This is a genomic window from Streptomyces sp. NPDC102259, assembly GCF_044766465.1.
Taxonomy (GTDB): domain Bacteria; phylum Actinomycetota; class Actinomycetes; order Streptomycetales; family Streptomycetaceae; genus Streptomyces.
Genome location: NZ_JBIWMA010000010.1, coordinates 144,627 through 163,137 on the forward strand (window position 1 = coordinate 144,627; position 18,511 = coordinate 163,137).

16 protein-coding genes and 1 pseudogene are annotated in these 18,511 nt (G+C 73.1%); 7 read left to right on the top strand and 10 right to left on the bottom strand.

Annotation, left to right across the window (positions count from 1 at the left end):
- Window positions 1–125: 125 nt before the first annotated feature.
- Complete coding sequence (locus ACIRPU_RS23570; RefSeq protein ID WP_384117601.1) at window positions 126–797, top strand: HU family DNA-binding protein; 672 nt, start codon at window positions 126–128, stop codon at window positions 795–797.
- A 123-nt stretch (window positions 798–920) separates the two neighbouring features.
- On the opposite strand, the gene ACIRPU_RS23575 is transcribed toward ACIRPU_RS23570, so the two are convergent.
- Together ACIRPU_RS23575 and cofC are read right to left on the bottom strand one after the other, a co-directional pair.
- Window positions 921–1,124 carry a hypothetical protein gene (locus tag ACIRPU_RS23575; protein WP_055634327.1) on the bottom strand — a complete coding sequence of 68 codons (204 nt, stop codon included), beginning with the start codon at window positions 1,122–1,124 and terminating at the stop codon, window positions 921–923.
- Between the two features lie 9 nt (window positions 1,125–1,133).
- Entirely contained in the window at window positions 1,134–1,772 is a 639-nt protein-coding gene (gene cofC, locus ACIRPU_RS23580) for a 2-phospho-L-lactate guanylyltransferase (protein ID WP_403870404.1), read from the bottom strand.
- Between the two features lie 164 nt (window positions 1,773–1,936).
- Here cofC and ACIRPU_RS23585 point away from each other — a divergent pair, with 164 nt between their 5' ends.
- Genes ACIRPU_RS23585 through ACIRPU_RS23595 form a run of 3 tightly spaced genes read left to right on the top strand, consistent with a single transcriptional unit; the run spans window position 1,937 to window position 5,122 of the window.
- The gene (locus ACIRPU_RS23585) at window positions 1,937–2,899 is read left to right on the top strand and encodes a lysophospholipid acyltransferase family protein (protein ID WP_403870407.1); all 963 of its coding nucleotides are present in this window, start codon (window positions 1,937–1,939) and stop codon (window positions 2,897–2,899) included.
- On the top strand, window positions 2,896–3,906 hold the full coding sequence (locus ACIRPU_RS23590; protein WP_355705203.1) for an NAD(P)H-dependent glycerol-3-phosphate dehydrogenase: 1,011 nt from the start codon (window positions 2,896–2,898) through the stop codon (window positions 3,904–3,906). Before ACIRPU_RS23585 ends, ACIRPU_RS23590 begins: the two co-directional genes overlap by 4 nt.
- 58 nt (window positions 3,907–3,964) lie before the next feature.
- Entirely contained in the window at window positions 3,965–5,122 is a 1,158-nt protein-coding gene (locus tag ACIRPU_RS23595; protein ID WP_403870411.1) for a D-alanine--D-alanine ligase family protein, read from the top strand.
- Window positions 5,123–5,196: 74 nt separating this feature from the next.
- Here ACIRPU_RS23595 and ACIRPU_RS23600 read toward each other — a convergent pair whose 3' ends face one another.
- Both ACIRPU_RS23600 and ACIRPU_RS23605 read right to left on the bottom strand, forming a co-directional pair.
- The gene (locus ACIRPU_RS23600) at window positions 5,197–5,706 is read right to left on the bottom strand and encodes a DUF3515 domain-containing protein (protein WP_403870414.1); all 510 of its coding nucleotides are present in this window, start codon (window positions 5,704–5,706) and stop codon (window positions 5,197–5,199) included.
- 20 nt (window positions 5,707–5,726) lie between these two features.
- Window positions 5,727–5,960: an Lrp/AsnC family transcriptional regulator gene (locus tag ACIRPU_RS23605; RefSeq protein ID WP_020128743.1), complete on the bottom strand. Its 234-nt coding sequence runs from the start codon at window positions 5,958–5,960 to the stop codon at window positions 5,727–5,729.
- 206 nt (window positions 5,961–6,166) lie between these two features.
- Between ACIRPU_RS23605 and ACIRPU_RS23610 the strand changes: the two genes are divergently transcribed.
- Complete coding sequence (locus ACIRPU_RS23610) at window positions 6,167–7,132, top strand: thiamine-phosphate kinase (protein WP_327318098.1); 966 nt, start codon at window positions 6,167–6,169, stop codon at window positions 7,130–7,132.
- A complete protein-coding gene (gene thiD / locus ACIRPU_RS23615; RefSeq protein ID WP_403870418.1) occupies window positions 7,129–7,944 on the top strand; it encodes a bifunctional hydroxymethylpyrimidine kinase/phosphomethylpyrimidine kinase in 816 nt (271 codons plus the stop codon). The genes ACIRPU_RS23610 and thiD overlap by 4 nt, the downstream gene beginning before the upstream one ends.
- Here the strand turns inward: thiD and ACIRPU_RS23620 are convergent.
- The 4 genes from ACIRPU_RS23620 to rpmB form a co-directional block, all read right to left on the bottom strand.
- Window positions 7,919–9,124, bottom strand: coding sequence for an FAD-dependent monooxygenase (locus tag ACIRPU_RS23620; protein WP_403870421.1), 1,206 nt, complete (start codon window positions 9,122–9,124; stop codon window positions 7,919–7,921). The two genes, thiD and ACIRPU_RS23620, sit on opposite strands and share 26 nt — an antisense overlap.
- A 46-nt stretch (window positions 9,125–9,170) precedes the next feature.
- Window positions 9,171–10,622 carry a tetratricopeptide repeat protein gene (locus ACIRPU_RS23625; RefSeq protein WP_403870424.1) on the bottom strand — a complete coding sequence of 484 codons (1,452 nt, stop codon included), beginning with the start codon at window positions 10,620–10,622 and terminating at the stop codon, window positions 9,171–9,173.
- The gene (locus tag ACIRPU_RS23630) at window positions 10,537–11,151 is read right to left on the bottom strand and encodes a BTAD domain-containing putative transcriptional regulator (protein WP_403870427.1); all 615 of its coding nucleotides are present in this window, start codon (window positions 11,149–11,151) and stop codon (window positions 10,537–10,539) included. Before ACIRPU_RS23630 ends, ACIRPU_RS23625 begins: the two co-directional genes overlap by 86 nt.
- A 148-nt stretch (window positions 11,152–11,299) precedes the next feature.
- Window positions 11,300–11,485, bottom strand: coding sequence for a 50S ribosomal protein L28 (gene rpmB, locus ACIRPU_RS23635; protein WP_328678677.1), 186 nt, complete (start codon window positions 11,483–11,485; stop codon window positions 11,300–11,302).
- Window positions 11,486–11,764: 279 nt separating this feature from the next.
- On the opposite strand from rpmB, the gene ACIRPU_RS23640 reads away from it, so the two are divergent.
- On the top strand, window positions 11,765–13,486 hold the full coding sequence (locus ACIRPU_RS23640; protein WP_403870430.1) for a DAK2 domain-containing protein: 1,722 nt from the start codon (window positions 11,765–11,767) through the stop codon (window positions 13,484–13,486).
- Between the two features lie 107 nt (window positions 13,487–13,593).
- Here the strand turns inward: ACIRPU_RS23640 and ACIRPU_RS23645 are convergent, their stop codons facing one another.
- Both ACIRPU_RS23645 and ACIRPU_RS23650 read right to left on the bottom strand, forming a co-directional pair.
- The gene (locus ACIRPU_RS23645; protein WP_403870433.1) at window positions 13,594–16,593 is read right to left on the bottom strand and encodes a tetratricopeptide repeat protein; all 3,000 of its coding nucleotides are present in this window, start codon (window positions 16,591–16,593) and stop codon (window positions 13,594–13,596) included.
- A pseudogene (locus ACIRPU_RS23650) lies at window positions 16,593–18,448 on the bottom strand (HSP90 family protein). Before ACIRPU_RS23650 ends, ACIRPU_RS23645 begins: the two are co-directional and overlap by 1 nt.
- Between the last annotated feature and the right edge of the window lie 63 nt (window positions 18,449–18,511).

Consider the following 18,511-nt stretch of genomic DNA (forward strand, 5'->3'; position numbering starts at 1 on the left):
GGCCGATTTCGTTGCGGCACAAGGGTGATTAGCCCGTTTCGTGTTTGATTTGCGGTATATATCTGCCTAACGTGCGAAAAAGCTTGAACAGTTTCGTTCCGGCTAATGTCTCCGAAGGGGAAGACGTGAACAAGGCGCAGCTCGTAGAAGCGATTGCCGACAAGGTGGGCGGCCGCCAGCAGGCCGCCGAGGCGGTCGACGCGGTCCTGGACGCCATCGTCCGCGCGACGGTCGCGGGCGACCGGGTCTCGGTCACCGGCTTCGGTTCGTTCGAGAAGGTCGACCGACCGGCCCGCTACGCTCGCAACCCCCAGACGGGCGAGCGGGTTCGGGTCAAGAAGACGTCCGTTCCGCGCTTCCGCGCAGGACAGGGCTTCAAGGACCTGGTGAGCGGCTCGAAGAAGCTCCCGCGCGGTGGCGAGGTCGCCGTGAAGAAGGCCCCCAAGGGCAGCCTGACCGGCGGCGCTTCCGCCACGGTCAAGAAGGCCGCCGCGAAGAAGGCCGCCCCGGCGAAGAGGGCGTCGGCCGCCGCGAAGAAGGCCGCTCCCGCGAAGAAGACGACGGCGGCCGCGAAGAAGACCACGGCCACCGCCAAGAAGACCACCGCGAAGAAGGCCACCGCCACGAAGACGACCGCGGCCGCCAAGAAGACGACCACCGCGAAGTCCGCCACCGCCAAGAAGACGACGGCCAAGAAGGCCCCGGCCGCGAAGAAGGCGACGGCGACCAAGGCCCCCGCCAAGAAGTCGACCGCGCGCAAGACCACCGCCAAGAAGACCACCGCCCGCAAGGCGTAGGACAGCAGGGGCACTCACGCGCCGGGCCGGACTCCCTCTCGGAAGTCCGGCCCGCGGCGTGTCCGGAGGATCCCGCGTGTCCGGAGGATGCCGGGAGGGCCGTCGGCGAAGAGCGCGGGCCCCTCAGAACGTCTGTAGCGTCACCAGGGTGATCCGGGGGCCGTCCTTGGGCCCCTCCACCTCGATGCGCACGCGCTGTCCGGGCCGCAGCAGCCGCAGCCCGCCCGCGTCGAACGCCGGCGCGTCGAAGGGCAGCGGTGTGCCGTCGTCCAGGAGCACCTGTCCGCTGCGCGTGTCGGGGTCGTACGTGTATGCGGTCGCCTGCATGGCGGCAGCCTACTGCCCCGGAATCAGCAGACGCGCAGCCGCCGCGGCCGTCCGGGGGCCCACTCCCAGGGACAGCGCCGCGCGCAGATCCTCGCCGGTGTCGACGTCCTGGCGAACGGAATCCACCCCCGGCAGACGGAGTTCCTCGGCCCCGGAGGCGCGGTGCCGGGCACGGGAATCCGTGCCGAATGCGGGAAGCAATTCACGGCCCGCGGCGACGGCGAGAAGGGTGGTCCCGATCGCGGCCGCGTCCGGGAGGAAAGAGCGGGGGAATTCCCCGGCCGCGTCCAGTACCCGGGCCAATTCCGAGGGGCGCAGGGCCGGCAGATCGGCGTTGAGGGCCGCGAGCGGGGAATCGGGACGGAAAGCGCGGACGGCGGCGGCCCCGTGGGCCAGGGCGGCGTTGAGGCCCCCGCGCGGCTCGTCGGCGACGATCCGGGCGCCCAGGGCCGCCAGGACCCGGCCGGCCAGGGCGTCGTCCGTGACTACTGCCACATCCCGCACCGCAGGTGAGGCCAGAGCCGCGGCCACGGTGTCCTCGGCGAACGCGAGGGCGAGACCCGGGCGCAGCCCGTCGGTGGCGGTGTCCGCGAGCCTGCTCTTGGCCAGCGCCAAGGGCTTCAGGGGTATGACCAAGGTCCACTGCACCGGCGTACCGTCCCTCTCGTGTCGCGGCCATTGTCACCCGGCCCATCCGCCGGGAGGACGCGCGGGCGTACCGTGTTCTCGACAGACGGGCGGCCCGGGGCGACACTTGTGCGGCCCCCAGGCCCCGGAGCAGGCCATGGGAAGTCCTAGAGGAAGGTGTCCGCGTGCCCCGCCGCAGAATCGGCTTCTGGTACCGCTTCGCTGCGGTCCTCTGCAAACCCTGGCTGGTGGTTCTGATCAAGCGGGACTGGCACGGAATGGAGCATATTCCGGCCGAGGGCGGCTTTATCACCGCGGTGAACCACAATTCGCATGTCGATCCCTTCGCATACGCGCACTTCCAGTACAACAGCGGACGCGTGCCGCGATTCCTCGCGAAGAGCGGTCTTTTCAAGGAGGGGTTCGTCGGCGCCGCGATGCGCGGCACCGGGCAGATCCCCGTCTACCGCGAGAGCACGGACGCGCTGAGCGCCTTCCGGGCCGCGATCGACGCCGTGGAGCGCGGCGAGTGCGTCGCGTTCTACCCCGAGGGCACCCTCACCCGCGACCCCGACGGCTGGCCCATGACCGCCAAGACCGGTGCGGCGCGCGTCGCCCTGCAAACCAGGTGCCCGGTGATCCCCGTCGCCCAGTGGGGCGCCAACGAACTGCTGCCGCCGTACGCCAGGAAGCCCGACATCCTTCCGCGCAAGACCCACCGCGTCCTCGCGGGCCCGCCCGTGGACCTCACCCGGTTCTACGGCCACGAGATGACCCCGGAGCTCCTCAAGGAGGCGACGGAGGTCATCATGGCGGCCATCACCGCCCAGCTGGAGGAGATCCGCGGCGAGAAGGCGCCCGAGACGCCCTACGACCCGCGCCGCGAGCGGATCGAGCAGCGCCGCCGCACACAGGCGGAGGTCGGCGCCGAAACCGCCGCGGAAGCCGGTGCCGACACCCGGGCGGAGATCAACGGCACGGCGTCCGGACACGCGCAGACCGGCCGTGCGCAGACCGGACACGCGCAAACGAGCAACGCACAGACCAGTCACGCGCAGACCAGTCACGCACAGACCGGTCACGCGCAGACCAGTCACGCACAGACCGGTCACGCGCAGACCAGTCACGAGGGGGAGAACAGCAAGTGAGCAAGTCCGTGAAGGCGGCCGTCTTCGGTACGGGATCATGGGGAACCGCCTTCGGCAGCGTCCTGGCCGACGCGGGCTGCGAGGTGACGCTGTGGGCCCGCCGCCCCGAGCTCGTCGACGCGGTCAACTCCACGCGCACCAACCCCGACTACCTCCCCGGCGTCGAACTCCCGCGCAACCTGCGCGCCACCGCCGACGCGGCCGAGGCCGCCCGGGACGCCGACTTCACCGTCCTCGCGGTCCCCTCGCAGACTCTGCGCGCCAACCTCGCCGACTGGACGCCGCTGCTCGCCCCCCACACCGTCCTGGTGTCGCTGATGAAGGGCGTCGAGCTCGGCACGACCATGCGGATGAGCGAGGTCATCGACGACGTCGCCAAGGTGGGGCCGGGCCGGATCGCCGTCGTCACCGGGCCCAACCTCGCCAAGGAGATCGCCTCCCGGATGCCCGCCGCGGCCGTGGTCGCCTGCACCGACGAGGCCGTCGCCCAGAAGCTCCAGGCCGCCTCCCACACGCCGTACTTCCGCCCGTACACCAACACCGACGTGGTGGGCTGCGAGCTGGGCGGCGCGGTCAAGAACGTGATCGGCCTCGCGGTCGGCATCGCGGACGGCATGGGCCTCGGCGACAACGCCAAGGGCTCGCTGATCACGCGCGGCCTCGCCGAGACCACCCGGCTCGGCCTCGCGATGGGCGCGGACCCGCTGACCTTCGCCGGACTCGCCGGGCTCGGTGACCTGGTGGCGACCTGCTCCTCGCCGCTCTCCCGCAACCACACCTTCGGCACCAACCTCGGCAAGGGCATGACGCTCCAGGAGACCATCGCGGTCACCCGGCAGACCGCCGAGGGCGTCAAGTCCTGTGAGTCGGTGCTGGATCTGGCCCGTCGGCACGGCGTCGACATGCCCATCACCGAGACGGTCGTCGGCATCGTCCACGAGGGCAAGCCGCCGGTGGTCGCTCTCAAGGAGCTGATGTCGCGCAGCGCGAAGCCCGAGCGACGCTGAGCGACCCGGTGGGCGGACGCTGACTCCCGGCCCTACCACCGGGTACTCTCAAGCCGATATGAGCACCGAGAACCTCCCCCAGAGCCCTCAGCAGCCCGTCCGCAAGCCGCGGGTGGCCGTTGTCTTCGGCGGTCGCAGCTCCGAGCACGGGATCTCCGTGGTCACGGCCGGCGCGGTCCTGCGGGCCATCGACCGGACCAAGTACGAGGTCCTGCCGATCGGCATCACGCGCGAGGGCCGCTGGTTCCTCACCGCCGACGCACCCGAGCGCATGGCGATCACCGAGCGCCGGACGCCCGACGTGGACGAACTCGCCGAGTCGCGGGACGGCGGCGTGGTGCTCCCCGTCGATCCCGCCAACCGCGAAGTCGTCTACTACGAGCCGGGATCGGTGCCGAAGGCGCTCGGCGAGGTCGACGTCGTCTTCCCGGTCCTGCACGGCCCGTACGGCGAGGACGGCACCCTTCAGGGTCTGCTGGAGCTCTCCGGCGTCCCGTACGTGGGTGCGGGTGTGCTCGCCTCGGCCGTCGGCCAGGACAAGGAGTACATGAAGCGGGTGTTCACCTCCTTCGGGCTCAAGGTCGGCCCGTACGTGGTGATCCGGCCGCGCGAGTGGGCGCAGAACGAGGCGGCCGCCCGCAAGAAGATCGTCGACTTCGCCGGCGAGCACGGCTGGCCGCTCTTCGTGAAGCCCGCGCGCGCGGGTTCGTCCATCGGCATCACCAAGGTCGACGACCTGTCCGGGCTCGACGAGGCGATCGCCGAGGCCCAGCGCCACGACCCGAAGATCCTGGTCGAGGCGGCGCTGCGGGGCCGCGAGATCGAGTGCGGCGTCCTGGAGTTCGAGGACGGCCCCCGCGCCTCCGTCCCGGCCGAGATCCCGCCGCCGGACGCGCACGCGTACTACGACTTCGACGCCAAGTACCTCGACTCGACCCCGGGGATCGTCCCGGCGCCGCTGACGGACGAGGAGACGGCCGAGGTCCGCAGGCTCGCGGTGGACGCCTTCGAGGCGGCGTCCTGCGAGGGCCTGGTCAGGGCGGACTTCTTCCTCACGGACGGGGGCGAGTTCGTCATCAACGAGATCAACACGATGCCCGGCTTCACCCCGATCTCGATGTACCCGCAGATGTGGCAGGCGACCGGCATCGACTACCCCGAGCTGGTGGACCGCCTGGTGCAGGCGGCCCTGCGCAGGTCGACGGGCCTGCGCTGATCCACGATTGACCGGTCCGGGTCCGGGTCCGGGTCCGGACCCGGACCGATCCGGGTCCGGTCCGGTCGGATGATCTAGTCGGCGATCCCCACGGGGATCGCCTTCTTGATGGCCGGAGCCAGATCGACCAGAGCCCCGGAGCTGTCCGCGCTCTCGGGCACCGTCACCTCGACATACGCGCCCCGATTGGCCGTGGTGAAGCGGCTGCCCCCACCGTCCCGCTTCTCCATCAGCCAGTCGACGCCGTTCACCCCGCCGGCCACCGCGTCCGGGTCGGTGCCCTCGGCGACCTTCGGGTCGATCATCTTCGGCGGCCGCGTGACACCGCAGCGCAGTATGATCGCCGGGCCTCCCCAACTCGCGGTCAGCGCGGAGGCGGGCTCGGGATCGTGGCGGCTCTCACCGTCCACCTTCGACGGCAGTACCTTGTCCAGGTTCCGGCACAGCTTCGTTGCGTTCGCGCCGGGGCTGGGAACCACCGTCGACGCGCTGTCGTCTGCTGAGGAGCAGCCCGCGGTCGCGAACAGCAGAACGAGAGCGGGCAGCCCGAGGACAGTGCGGTGCCGGTACCGGAAAAGGTTCACCGGCCAAGGTTAGACGGGGGCTACAGATGCACGACCGGGCAGGTCAGTGTGCGGGTGATCCCGTCCACCTGCTGGACCTTGGCGACCACCATGCGGCCGAGGTCGTCCACCGTGTCGGCCTGGGCCCGCACGATCACGTCATAAGGTCCCGTCACGTCCTCGGCCTGGACGACGCCAGGGATTTTGCCGATCTCTTCGGCGACGGTCGACGCTTTGCCGACCTCCGTCTGGATCAGGATGTACGCCTGTACCACGGAACCTCCAGGGCGGCCACGAGGATCATGTGGGGAAAAGGAACGCCACGGTATCGCGTCGCCGCTCGCCGCGGGGAGACCTGCGGGAACCACGGCTCGCGCGCCGGGGTGCGGGCAGGACAGAAGTTGACGGCTGACTCGACCGTATCGAGGACACTGGTTACGCGCGACCGGGAACAGACAGGTATAGAAGGGGCGAAAGGGCAATGAAGGGCACTGTTGGTGAGCTCGGGGAGTTCGGGCTCATCAGGGAGCTCACCTCCCGTCTCACCACCACCCCCGCGGTCCGGGTCGGCCCCGGCGACGACGCCGCGGTGGTCGCCGCGCCCGACCGCCGGGTCGTGGCCAGCACCGACATCCTGCTGGAGGGCCGGCACTTCCGCCGCGACTGGTCCACGGCCTACGACGTCGGCCGCAAGGCCGCCGCGCAGAACCTCGCCGACATCGCCGCCATGGGCGCGGTGCCGACGGCCCTGCTGCTCGGCCTCGTCGTGCCCGCCGAACTGCCGGTCACCTGGCCGTCCGAGATGATGGACGGCCTGCGCGACGAGTGCCAGGTCGCCGGCGCCTCCGTGGTCGGCGGCGACGTCGTACGGGGCGACACGATCATGGTGTCGATCACCGCGCTCGGCGACCTGCGCAACCAGGAGCCGGTCACCCGGGGCGGCGCCCAGCCCGGCGACCTCGTCGCGGTGACCGGCTGGCTGGGCTGGTCCGCCGCCGGGTACGCGGTCCTGTCGCGCGGCTTCCGTTCGCCCCGCGCCTTCGTCGAGGCCCACCGCCGCCCCGAACCGCCGTACCACGCGGGTCCGGCCGCGGCCTCGCTCGGCGCGACGGCGATGTGCGACGTCAGCGACGGGCTGATCGCCGACCTCGGGCACATCGCCGAGGCCAGCAAGGTCCGTATCGACATCCGCTCCGGCGCCATCGACATCCCCACCCAGATGAACGACATCGGGCAGGCCGTCGGCGTCGACCCGATCCAGTGGGTGCTCACCGGGGGAGAGGACCACGCGATCGTGGCGACCTTCCCGCCGGACGTGAAGCTGCCCGCCCGCTGGAAGGTGATCGGCGAGGTCCTCAACCCGTCCGCCCTGCCACAGGTGACGGTCGACGGCGCGCCCTGGACCAGCAAGGGCGGCTGGGACCACTTCGGGGACATGGAGTCGTGAGCGCGCCAGGGCCCCCGCCCCGGGTGCTGACCGTCGCCGGCTCCGACTCCGGCGGCGGGGCCGGGATCCAGGCCGACCTGAAGACGATGCTCGCGCTCGGCGTGCACGGCATGAGCGTGATCACGGCGGTCACCGCGCAGAACTCCCGCGGCGTGCAGGGAGCTTGGGAGCTGCCGGTGGAGGCGGTACGCGCCCAGTACCGCAGCGTCGTCGACGACATCGGCGTCCAGGCGGTGAAGACGGGCATGCTCGCCTCCGCCGAACTCGTCGAGACAGTCGCCGAGTTGCTCGCGGACACCGGCGCTCCCGTCGTCGTCGACCCGGTCGGCGTCTCCAAGCACGGGGATCCGCTGCTGGCCGCCTCCGCGCTGGACTCCGTGCGCACGAAACTGCTGCCGGTCGCCACCGTCGCCACCCCGAACCTCGACGAGGTGGCCCAACTGACCGGTGTGCGGGTCGAGTCGGAGGAGCAGCTGAGGGACGCGGCCGCCGCCGTGCTGGGGTACGGGCCGCGCTGGGCGCTCATCAAGGGCGGCCACCTCCCCGGTGCCGCCGTCGACCTGCTGACGGACGGCCGCGAGGAGCACTGGCTGCGGGCGCCGAGGTACGACAACCGGCACACGCACGGCACGGGCTGCACCCTCGCGTCCGCGATAGCGGCACAGCTGGCGAAGGGGAGCTCCGTGCCGGAGGCGGTGGCGGCGGCCAAGCGTTACGTCACCGGGGCGATCGCCGCCGGGTTCGCCCTCGGCGCCGGCATCGGTCCCGTGGACCACGGATGGGATCTCACCCGGGGTACGGCCGGAGCCTGATGTCGGTCGCCGCCTTCTCGGTGAGCCGCCTGAAGACGCCGGCCATCGGGCGTGAGCCGAGCAGCCGGTACATCCGGTCCCGGTTGCGGATGCGCCGCTCGGTCGGCGGGGCGAAGAACGGGCCCGCGTTGCCGGAGATCTTCTGGCAGCCCCTGGCGAAGGACCGGATCCGACTCTCGTACTCGGCGAACGCGGTCCGGTGGTCGCCGCCGGCCAGGGCCAGCTCACCGGCCAGGACATGGGCGCCGACGATCGCCGCGCCCGTCCCCATGCCGCCCATGGTCGCGCCGTACCCGGCGTCCCCCAGCAGGGCCACCCGGCCCTCGGCGAGACGGTCGACGTGGATCTGCGCGATCGCGTCGAAGTACAGCTGGTCGGCGTCCGCGAGCGCCCGGATCACCTTCGGCGCCTCCCAGCCCATCCCCGTGAACCGCTCGGCGAGGATCCGTTTCTGCGCGGCCGTGTCCCGCCGGTCGTAGGCGAGTCGCTCCGACCGGAAGACCAGCAGCGCACCGGCGCGATCGGGGTCGCCGTCGTAGTTGCCCAGGGCGATCGCGCGGCCGGGCTCGCTGTACAGCCGGCCGGTACGGTCCAGGCCCAGGTCGTTGGGGACCTCGAAGGCGGCGACGTAGTGATCGAGGAAGCGCAGGTAGCGGGACTCGTCGCCGAAGACCAGCCGGCGGGTGTTCGAGTGCAGGCCGTCGGCGCCGATCACGAGGTCGAAGCGGCGCGGGGCATTCTCCTCGAAGGTCACGTCGACGCCCGCGGCGGTGTCCGTGAGGGTGACGATCGAGTCGCCGAAGACGTACTCGACGTGGTCCCGGGTGCGCTCGTACATGATCTGGGCGAGCTCGCCGCGAAGGATCTCGACGTCACCGCTCATCATCTCGGCCGGCAGGTCCACCCGCGGCGAGCCGTCCTCGGCGACCACGAACTGGCGGCCCATATGGGTCTGGCGGGCGTGGATCTCGTCCCAGATGCCCATGGAGGTGAGGATCCGGCGGTGGACGTGCCCCCGGAAGTCGACGGCGAAGCCGCCCGCGCGCAGATCCGTGGACCGCTCGACGACGGTGACGCGGGCGCCGTACCGGACCAGGTGGAGCCCGAGCGCCGGACCGGCGACGCTCGCGCCGGAGATCAGGACGGACAGGTGACCGAGGCTGTTGTGGGTCTTCGTCATGGGCAGGAGCCTCGCGGCGACCGCTGACCGTCCCCTTACCGGCCGCCTACCGCCCGCCTACCGACCCCCGCGGCTCGCCGACCGCCGGCGGTTCGCCGACCGCAGCCGACCGGCGGCTGCGGCCCCGCTCGAAGGCCGTGTCGTACGCCTGCGCGGACAGCCTCGCGCGGACGTCGTTCAGGGTGCGAACGACATCGGGGTCACCGAGGAGGACCGTGCCCCGCAGGCCCGCGGCGGCGCCCAGCAGCTCGGCCGCGCGCTCGGGTCGCGGGGCGACGGAGGCCAGGGCGTCGGCCAGATCGGCCAGCGCCAGCACGTCGAACGACTCCAGCGCCGGTGTACGGGCCTGCTCGAACCACTCGCGGGCCGTCTCGACCTGCCCTTCCGTCGCGGCCGTGAGTCCGAGCCCGACGAGGAGCCGCACCGTCTCGCTCGTGCTGAACCAGGTGGCGGTGCACAGCTCCAGACCGCTCTCGTAGTGCACGCGCGCGTGGGTGGTGTCGCCGGACAGCCGGGCCACGTCACCGAGGCCCCGCCGCGCGCCGGCCACCTTGTCGGGCACACCCGCCGTGCGGGCCAGGGCCGCGGAACGGGTGAAGTGCGCGGCCGCCTCCTCGGCGTCGCCCCGGTGCAGCAGCACGGTCGCGCGGGAGCGCAGCAGGTCCGCGATCTCCTCCGGGGCCTCCAGCTCCCGCACATACGCCAGTCCCTCGTCGAGCAGCTCAATGGCGCGCGCGTGGTCGCCGCGCCCGTCGGCGAACAGGGCCAGCGGATCGAGGCAGTTCGCCATGCCCCAGCGGTCGCCGGTGGCCCGGAAGCCCTCCAGCGAACGGGCGAAGGAAGCCTCCGCGGCGGTCGCGCGGCCGGCGTAGAGCTCCTGGTAGGCCAGGCCGAGGTCCAGCAGCGCGTGACCCCACGGCTCCTCACCGACCTGGACGCGGACCTGCTCGTCCGCGGCGAGCAGGGGACCGCCGGTGAGCGACCACACGACCACGGTGAACGGCAGCCGCAGCGGCCGGTCCAGGGAGCGCATCAAGGCCACCGCGCGTGCGACGCGCGCCGCCTCGCCGGGGTCGTCGCCGCGCCCGGCGACGGAGTTCATCAGGCAGAGCGCGTACTCCTCGGTCGGCCCGCCGGGCGGCTCGTCGCCCACGGCCGCGAGCAGCGCGCGGGCCTGCGGCAGCTGCTCGCCGTGCAGCCCGCGCAGCCGCCGGAACCAGGTGAGCGTCGCCATGAGCCGCAGCGCGGCGGCGGGATCGGTGGCGGTCAGGAGGCCCATGGCCGCGTCCAGGTCGTCGCGATCGGCGTCCAGCCGGGCCAGCCAGGGGAGCTGGTCCCGGCCGCGCAGATACGGTTCCGCCCGCTCGGCCAGCCGCAGGAAGTACCGGGCGTGCGCGTCCCGCAGGGCCGGCTCACCGGCGCATCCCTCCGCGGCGAAGACCCGGATCGTCTCCAGCATGCGGTACCGGGCCTCGGCCGCCGTGGGGCTCTGGGTCACCTCCAGGAAGGACTTCTCCACCAGTGAGGCCAGCAGGTCCTCCGGGTACGGCAGCCCGCACACCGCTCAGCCGCAGTGCGTCGAGCCGGGCCCGCTCGGCGTGCGCGTCGGGGAGGTCGGGCAGGGCCGGGCCGCGCCAGAGGGCGAGGGCCTCGCGCAGCAGGGCGGCCGCCCGGGCGGGGTCCCCGGCGGCGAGAGCGGCCCGCCCCTGCCCGGCCAGCCGCTCGAAGCGGTGGAGGTCCACGGCGTCGGGCGGGACGGCCAGCCGGCAGCCGGCGGGAGTGGCCTCGATCTCCGCGTGCGGGGCCAGGCGGCGGCGCAGCCGGGAGACCTGGGACTGGAGCGCGTTGCCCGCTCCGGCGGGCGGCTCGGCGCCGTACAGGCCGTCGGTCAGGCGCTCCACGCGGACGCCGCGGCCGGCCTCGAGCAGCAGGAGGCTGAGCAGGGCGCGAGGACGGGGGCCGCCGGGGTCGACGGGGGTGCCGTCGACGGTGCGGAGGTCGAGGGTGCCCAGGATGCCGAAGCGCATTCCCCGGAGTCTGACAGGCGGCGGGATCCCGGACACAGCAGAAAGCCGGCCCACCTGGGTGGACCGGCTCTATGCAGCGAACCAGCAGTGGCCGCGCGCGTTGGGGTTCCCCCCGGCTCGAGCGGAGTCGAGAGTGGGGGGATGTGCGTCAGCGCGAGACCTTGCCGGCCTTGATGCACGAGGTGCAAGCGTTCACGCGCTTCGGCGTCCCGCTCACCACGGTACGGACGCGCTGGATGTTCGGGTTCCAGCGACGGGACGTACGGCGGTGCGAGTGCGAGATGTTGTTGCCGAAGCTCGGCCCCTTGCCACAGACGTCGCAGTTGGCAGCCACGGGTCACTCCAAAGACTTCAGATGCACTTACGGATGATCCCGGCATGCCGGGATCAGGATCTAGGATCTGAGTGGCGCTGCCAGGGGGATGGCCCGATGCGGATCGGGCAACCGGAGCAGCATACAACGACTGCGCCAGTGCAACGAAACTACCATGGCTGCTCAGCGACCTGTCCCCCGCCCCGGTCGGCCCCCGCCCGCTCCTGCCCGGCCCGCTTTCCGGCGGACACCGGCCCGGGGTCTACGCTGCGTCCAGTCCAGCAGCCCAAGGAGGCGCAGGTGGCGCAGGCGCCGCAGACATTCTTCGATGCTCTCGCGGTACGCACCTGGTGCGGCCTGGCGCTCACGGCCTTGGGCCGGGCCCGCGAGGAGATCGACGCCATCAACGTCTACCCGGTCGCGGACGGGGACACCGGCACCAACCTGTACCTGACCGTCGAGTCGGCGGCGACCGCCGTGGAGGCGGTGTTCGCCGGGTACGAGGCCGGTTCCGGCGCCGGTTCGGCGCCCGCGGGGAAGCCCTCTCTCGCCGACGCCGCGCGCGCGATGGCGCACGGCGCGCTCATCGGGGCGCGCGGCAACTCGGGGACGATCCTCGCGCAGCTGCTGCGCGGCATGGCCCAGGTGCTCACCGCCGAGGGGGAGACCCCGCACACCGACGGGGACGGGCTGCGGCTGGCCCTTCGGCACGCGGCCGACTCCGCCCGCCAGGCCGTCGCCCACCCCGTCGAGGGCACCGTGCTGTCGGTCGCCTCGGCCGCCGCCGACGCCGCGGAGGGAGCCGAGGGGGACTGCGGGGCGGTCGCCGGGGCGGCCTACCGGGGGGCGTGCGCGGCGCTCGCCGCGACCCCGGGCCAACTGGCCGTGCTGGAGCGCGCCGGAGTGGTGGACGCGGGCGGCCGGGGGCTGGTGGCGGTTCTCGCCGCGCTGGTGGGGACGTTCACGGGGGAGGTGCCGGGGCTCTCCGGCGCCGTGACCGCAGCCGCTGGCGCGGCCCACGCGCGCGGGGAATCCGTTCAGGCGGCGGACTGCGCCGACGACGGGCCGGACGGTGAAGGCGGCGAGAGCGGCGAGGGCGGTCCCGCCTTCGAGGTGATCTATCTGCTGGAGGCCGAGGACAGCGATGTGGCGCGGCTGCGGCAGCGACTGGACGCCCAGGGCGACTCGCTGGTCGTGGTCGGCGGCGACGGGCTGTGGAACGTGCACGTGCACGTGGACGACGCGGGCGCCGCCGTGGAGGCGGGTGTCGAGGCGGGCCGGCCGTACCGGATCCGCATCACCCACTTCGGCGCCGGCGACGCGCACACGCGTGCCGGTGAGCGTCCGCCGCGCGAGCGCGTCCAGCGGGCGGTCGTCGCCGTGGTGCCCGGCGAGGGCCTGGCCGGGCTGTACGCGGAGGCGGGCGCGACCACCGTCCTCGCGCGTCCCGGGGAGCCGCCCGCCAGCGGAGAGCTCGTCGAGGCCGTACGACGGGCACACGCGCGTGAGGTCGTGCTGCTGCCCAACGACGCCGACCTGCGGCACACCGCCGCCGCGGCCGCCGAGCAGGCCCGCACGGAGGGCATCCGGGTGGCCCTGATCCCCACCCGGTCCGCGGTCCAGGGGATCGCGGCGCTGGCCGTGCACGAGCCGGACCGCCGCTTCGACGAGGACGTCGTCTCCATGACCTCGGCGGCGGGCGCCACCCGTTACGCCGAGGTCACCGTCGCCGAGCGCCAGTCGTGGACCATGGCCGGCATCTGCCAGGCCGGCGACGTCCTGGGGTTGATCGACGGCGACGTGGCCGTCATCGCCTCCGATGTCACCGCCGCCGCCGAGACCGTCCTGAACCGCATGCTCGCGGCGGGCGGCGAACTCGTCACCCTCGTGCTCGGCGACGAGGCCCCCGAGGGTGTCGCCGAGCACCTGGAGACACGGGTACGGGAGGCGTACCTCGCCGTGGACACGGTGGTGTACCGGGGCGGACGGCAGGGCGCGTTGGTGCTGATCGGGGTGGAGTAGGGGGGAAGGGGTGGGGGGAGGGGGCGCGGGCAGGGAGGCGGCGAGCAGGGCGGCGGCGAGCGGGGTATAGGGATTGTTGAACAACCCCTATACCCCCTGCGGGTCGTTCAACGATCCTTCTGTTCCTCCGCCGCCTGCAACAACTGCTCCGCCTCGGCCCGCCGCGCCCCCGCCGTCTCGTCCTCTTCCCGCTCGCCGCTGCCTGCGCCGATGTCGGCAGCGTCTTCGACATCGGCGTAAGCCCGCAGCACCGTACGCGCGCGTGCGGCCGCCGCCGCCGGGCGTCCCAGGTCGGTCTCCAGCCAGCCCGCGGCCAGCTCCGCCCCGGTCCGGGCGTGCACGGCGTCCTCGCCCAGGGCGACGAACACCGCGACGGCCTCGGCCATCTGGGAGAGCGCCTCGTCCAGGGTGGCCCGGATCGAGTCGTCGTCGGCGTCCTCGGCGGCCGACCGGGCCAGCAGGTCCCCGAACTGGCGGTGCGTGTGGCCGAGTTCGGCGATGAGCCGCAGACGCGCCTCGTCGTCGTCGGCCCCGTCGAACGCGTCCGCGCACTCCTCCACGGCACGCGCCATCAGATCGCGCGCCGCGTCCGTCCCGTCCTCGACGCGCAACGCCAGCCACGCGCGGGCGCGCAGCGAGCGCACGAGCCCGTGGACGTTGCCGAGGCCGCGCCACAGCTCGCCCGCGCGCGCGTAGGCCTGGTCCGCCTCGGTGCGCAGACCGGCCTGGCCGAGCGACTCGGCGGCCAGGTGGGCGAGGGTCGCGTGGTCGTGCTGCTCGGGCCAGTGCCGGGCGATCTCCGCGGCCTGGAGCCGGCGTTCGGCGGCGTCCCGGTGTTCCCCGAGCTCGCTCAGACAGTCACCCAGCCACCACTGCGTCTGGACGACCGCGCCGTCGCCGTGCGTCTCGGCGGTCAGCTCCGCCAGCGCGGACTCCAGCACCTCCGCGGCCTCGGCCCAGCGGCCCTGCCGTACCAGGAACCCGCCGAGCTGATGCCGCGCCCACGCGCCGAGCGTGGGGCCCGCACCCGCCTCGTCCGCCCAGTGCGCGGCCTCCAGGGCGTGCTCCGCGGCCTCCTCGGCCTCCCCCCGGCCCCCGACGACCTCGGCGAGCTGAAGGTGCAGCTGGGCCCGCCCGACCGCCTCCAGGTACGGTCCGCCGTGCTCCAGGGCCGCCCGCAGGGCCCGCTCCGCCTCCCTCATGTCGCCCAGCTGGTGGGCGAGACCGGCCAGCCGGGCCTCGTACTCCACGGCGAACCACGGCAGACCCGTCTCGTTGAACTCCCGCGCGGCCCGCGCGAACAGCTTCGCGCCCGCCTCCGGGTTCCCGGAGTGCGTCGCCAGCTCCGCGAGCATCGCGTGCCCCTCGGCGACGCGGGCGGCGAGCCGTACGTCGTTGCCCGCGCGCCCGTCGACGAGGGCCAGAAGCTCCCGGACCGCCGCCTCGGCCTCCGCCAGGACCGCCTCGTCGACCACTTCCCCCTCGGCCTCGTGGACGCGCCGCATCAGGATCCGCGCCCGGCCCATCAGCACGCCCGCCGCCTGCGGCACCCCCGTGCCGCCCTCGGCGTACAGCGAGAGAACCCGGTCGTACGGGTCGGCGACCGCCGCGAGCGCCTCGTCGATCTCGCCGCCCAGCGCACGGATGTACGCGGCACGCGCGCGTGCCGCCAGGGCCTCGCCGGGGTCGCCCGCCTGCGCGTACAGCTCGGCAGCGTGCTCGAACGTTTCGGCGCCGTCCGGACCGAGACCTATCGCCTCGTGGTCGGCGATCTCCGCGCGCTCCCGCGCCTCCAGCTCGACGCCCTCCACCTCCTCGGCCAGCCGGGCCACCCGCGCCCACGCCTCGACGGCACGCGGCTGGAGCGTGTCGGACAGCCGCTGGGCCTCGGCGAGCAGGACCGCCAGGTCCGGTGCGTCGGTCGCCGGAGTCGGAGTCGGAGCCGGGGCAGCGGCATCGGGTGCCGCCGCGGCGGCCGCGGCGGAGGCGGGGCGAGCCGCCCGTACGCCCAGGGGCAGCCGCTCCACCAGGGGCCGCTGTGCCATACGCGCGCGTGCCCGCTCGCTGACGTACGACGTGCCGTTGCGCTCGTCGAAGCGCGCGGCCAGCGCGAGGGCCTGGGTGCGCGCGTGTCCCGCGAGTTCCAAGGCGGTCCACTCGCGCCCGGCCGGCCCGGGCACCCGCTGACCGGCGAGACCCAGCTCGGACAGGCGCTCCATGAGCAGCACCACCACGCTCAGGAACTCCAGCCTGCTGTGCGGATGCCCCTCGTCCGTGAAGTACGCCGGGCGCTCCGCGAGCAGCTCCAGTCCCCGCGCCTCGTTGCCGGTCAGCGCGCAGAACTCGACGTGGTCGGCGTAGGCGCCCCGCATGCTCTCCATGGACCGCACCAGCCGGAAGCCCCGCAGATGGTGGGCGCGGGCCTCCTCCAGGCGGCCGAGCCGCAGCAACGGCGCCAGGGACGACGCCAGCACCGTGTGCGGCTCGTGCGCGCACGAGTACTCGCCCTCCAGGACCGGCGCCCACAGCGCGAGCGCCTCCGCGTCCCGGCCCCGCTCCGCCCGCCACCAGCCCTGCCCGTGCAGCTCGCACGCGTGACAGTCGGCCATGGTGTCCCGGTCCGCGGCCAGCCACGCGGTGAACGCCCGCTCCGCCCGCTCCACGTCGCCCACGTGCGCGGCCACGCTGAACTCGGCGCTGCGCACCGCCCGCGCGGAGTGCCCGGCGAGCCGGTAGCGGTGCTCCATCTCGCCGAGCCACTTCTCCACCGACGCCAGCGGCACGTGCGGCTGGTCGAGCATGCCGGACGACACCCACTTGAAGACCCAGTGCAGCGAGTGCGTCTCGTACTCGTCGAATTCCTCGGGCCGCTCGTCCCACATGCGCAGCAGCCGCGCGAACGGGACGAACATCTTCGCCTTCTCGGAGCTGTAGTTGTAGACCTTCAGCTGGTGCCCGAGCGCCTCGATCACGGCGAGCGGGATGTTGAGCCTCTCGGCCTCCACCAGCAGCTGCTCCGCGCGCGCGTTGCGGGCCGGACCCTCCGGCTGCTCGCCGTTCTCCGCCATCGCCCGGCGGAGGGAGTCGAAGTCCGTGATCTCACTCATCAGTGACCGCCCTGTTCCTCTGTCGGCTCCCCGTGTGCCGACTCCCCGTGCGTGGCCCATTCCAGGAGGCCTATGAACGCCCGGTTCAGCAACGCCGAGTCCGCGGGCCGCAGCGGGCGCTGCGCCATCAGCAGCGCCTGCCCGTACAGCGACTCCGTGGCGGTGCCGATCAGCTCGGGATCGTTCAACGAACTGATCCGCCGGATCAGCGGGTTGAGATGGTTGAGCACCAGCCGCGCGCGTGGGGCGCTCCCGCGCAGCGAGCCCAGAATGCCCGCCCACAGGTCGTCGGCCTGTGTCTCGGCCTGCGCGCGGGCCTGCTCGTGCCGGGCCCCCGGTCGTCGAGGTGCAGCGCGGGCACCGACAACGGGTGAAAGGCCCGCAGGACGACGTCACAGCCCAGTGGGTCGAGCTTCGCCCGCGCGGCCGCCAGGAAGCCCGCGAGGGCCGGCTCGTCGGCCGCGGCGACGGTGTCCAGGTGGGCGGTCACGGTGTCCGCGTCCAGCTCGGCGACCACCGTCCCCGGCCGCACCGACGGCAGCGCCTCGACCAGCTCGCTGTCGTACGTGTAACCGCCGTTGACCACCCCGATGCCCTGTGCGGACGCGATCGGCGCGACCTGCCGGTACTCCTCCACGGTCCGCGTGAAGTGCACCACCGGGTGCCGCTGAGCGAACTCCTCCAGCGACAGCCGCCCGTCGGTCGTCTCGAAGGGCAGCCACGGCAGCATCGTGCGCAGCATCTCCTCGTCGTGCCGCGCCAGGGACTTCACGCCCAGGTGGTGCACCTCGAGGAAGGTGGTCAGCCGCTGTGGATCACCGGCGGCCAGACCCGTCAGCCACGACCGGATCCGTTCCCCCAGCGCCTCCCGTACCGCCGCCAGCGTCTCGTCCTCGTACAGCGACTCCCGCGAGGCCGTGGGCCGCAGACTGTCGGTGTCCAGCACGCAGCGCACGAAGAACGCCCAGTCGGGCAGCAGCTGTTCGCCCCGCTCGGTCAGCAGCATCCCCTTGAGGTGCACACGGTGACCGGCACGCTGCGCCGGGCTGACCGCCGAAGGCAGCACGTACGCCACCCCCCGGACCCCCGCCACCGGCAGGTCCAGCTCGACGGAGTCCAACGGCGTGAAGCCGAACAGCTCGTGACAGTGCCGGGCCAGCGCCACCCGCCGGTTGGCGGGGGAGGGATAGGACCGGTTCCAGGGCGCCGGCAGATCGGTGACCGCCTCGTCGCCGACCCGGACGTCGTACGGCAGCAGGGATCCGAAGTCCCGGGCCAGCGCCAGCACCCGCGGCTCCGTGAGCCACTCGTCGGCCCCGGCCCGCGCCACCAGATGCACGGTGGTGCCCGGCTCGGGGCGCTCCTCGCGGGGCAGCGTCCGCACGGTGTAGGAGCCGTCGTCGTGCGCCGTCCACTCCACCGGCGGCGCGTCCGGCGTGCGGGCGCTGCGGCTGACCACGCGGATCCGTTCGGCCACCACGAAACAGGCCAGCAGTCCGATGCCGAACTGCCCGAGGAAGTCCGAACGGACGTCCTGGAGCCCCTCGGCGCGCTTGGAACTGCGCCCGATCGTCGCCAGCAGGTCGTGCACGTCGGCCTCGGTGAGCCCGATGCCCGAGTCCTCCACCCGCAGCCCGCCGTCCCCCGCGAACAGCCGCACGCGCGCCGGGGCGTCGGGCTCCTCGGCCCGCCGGGCGGTGATCGCGTCCACGGCGTTCTGCAGCAGTTCGCGCAGGTAGACCTTGGGACTGGAATAGAGGTGATGGGACAGCAGGTCCACCAGACCACGCAGGTCGACCTGGAACGTGTGGGGTGGGTGGGGTGCCTGGGATGACTGTGAGGTCTGGGAGTCCATCGCTGCTACGCCGCGGGCTGGGGGAGGAGCACGGCGCGGGGTCGGGCGGTCCCGGTGGGGCGG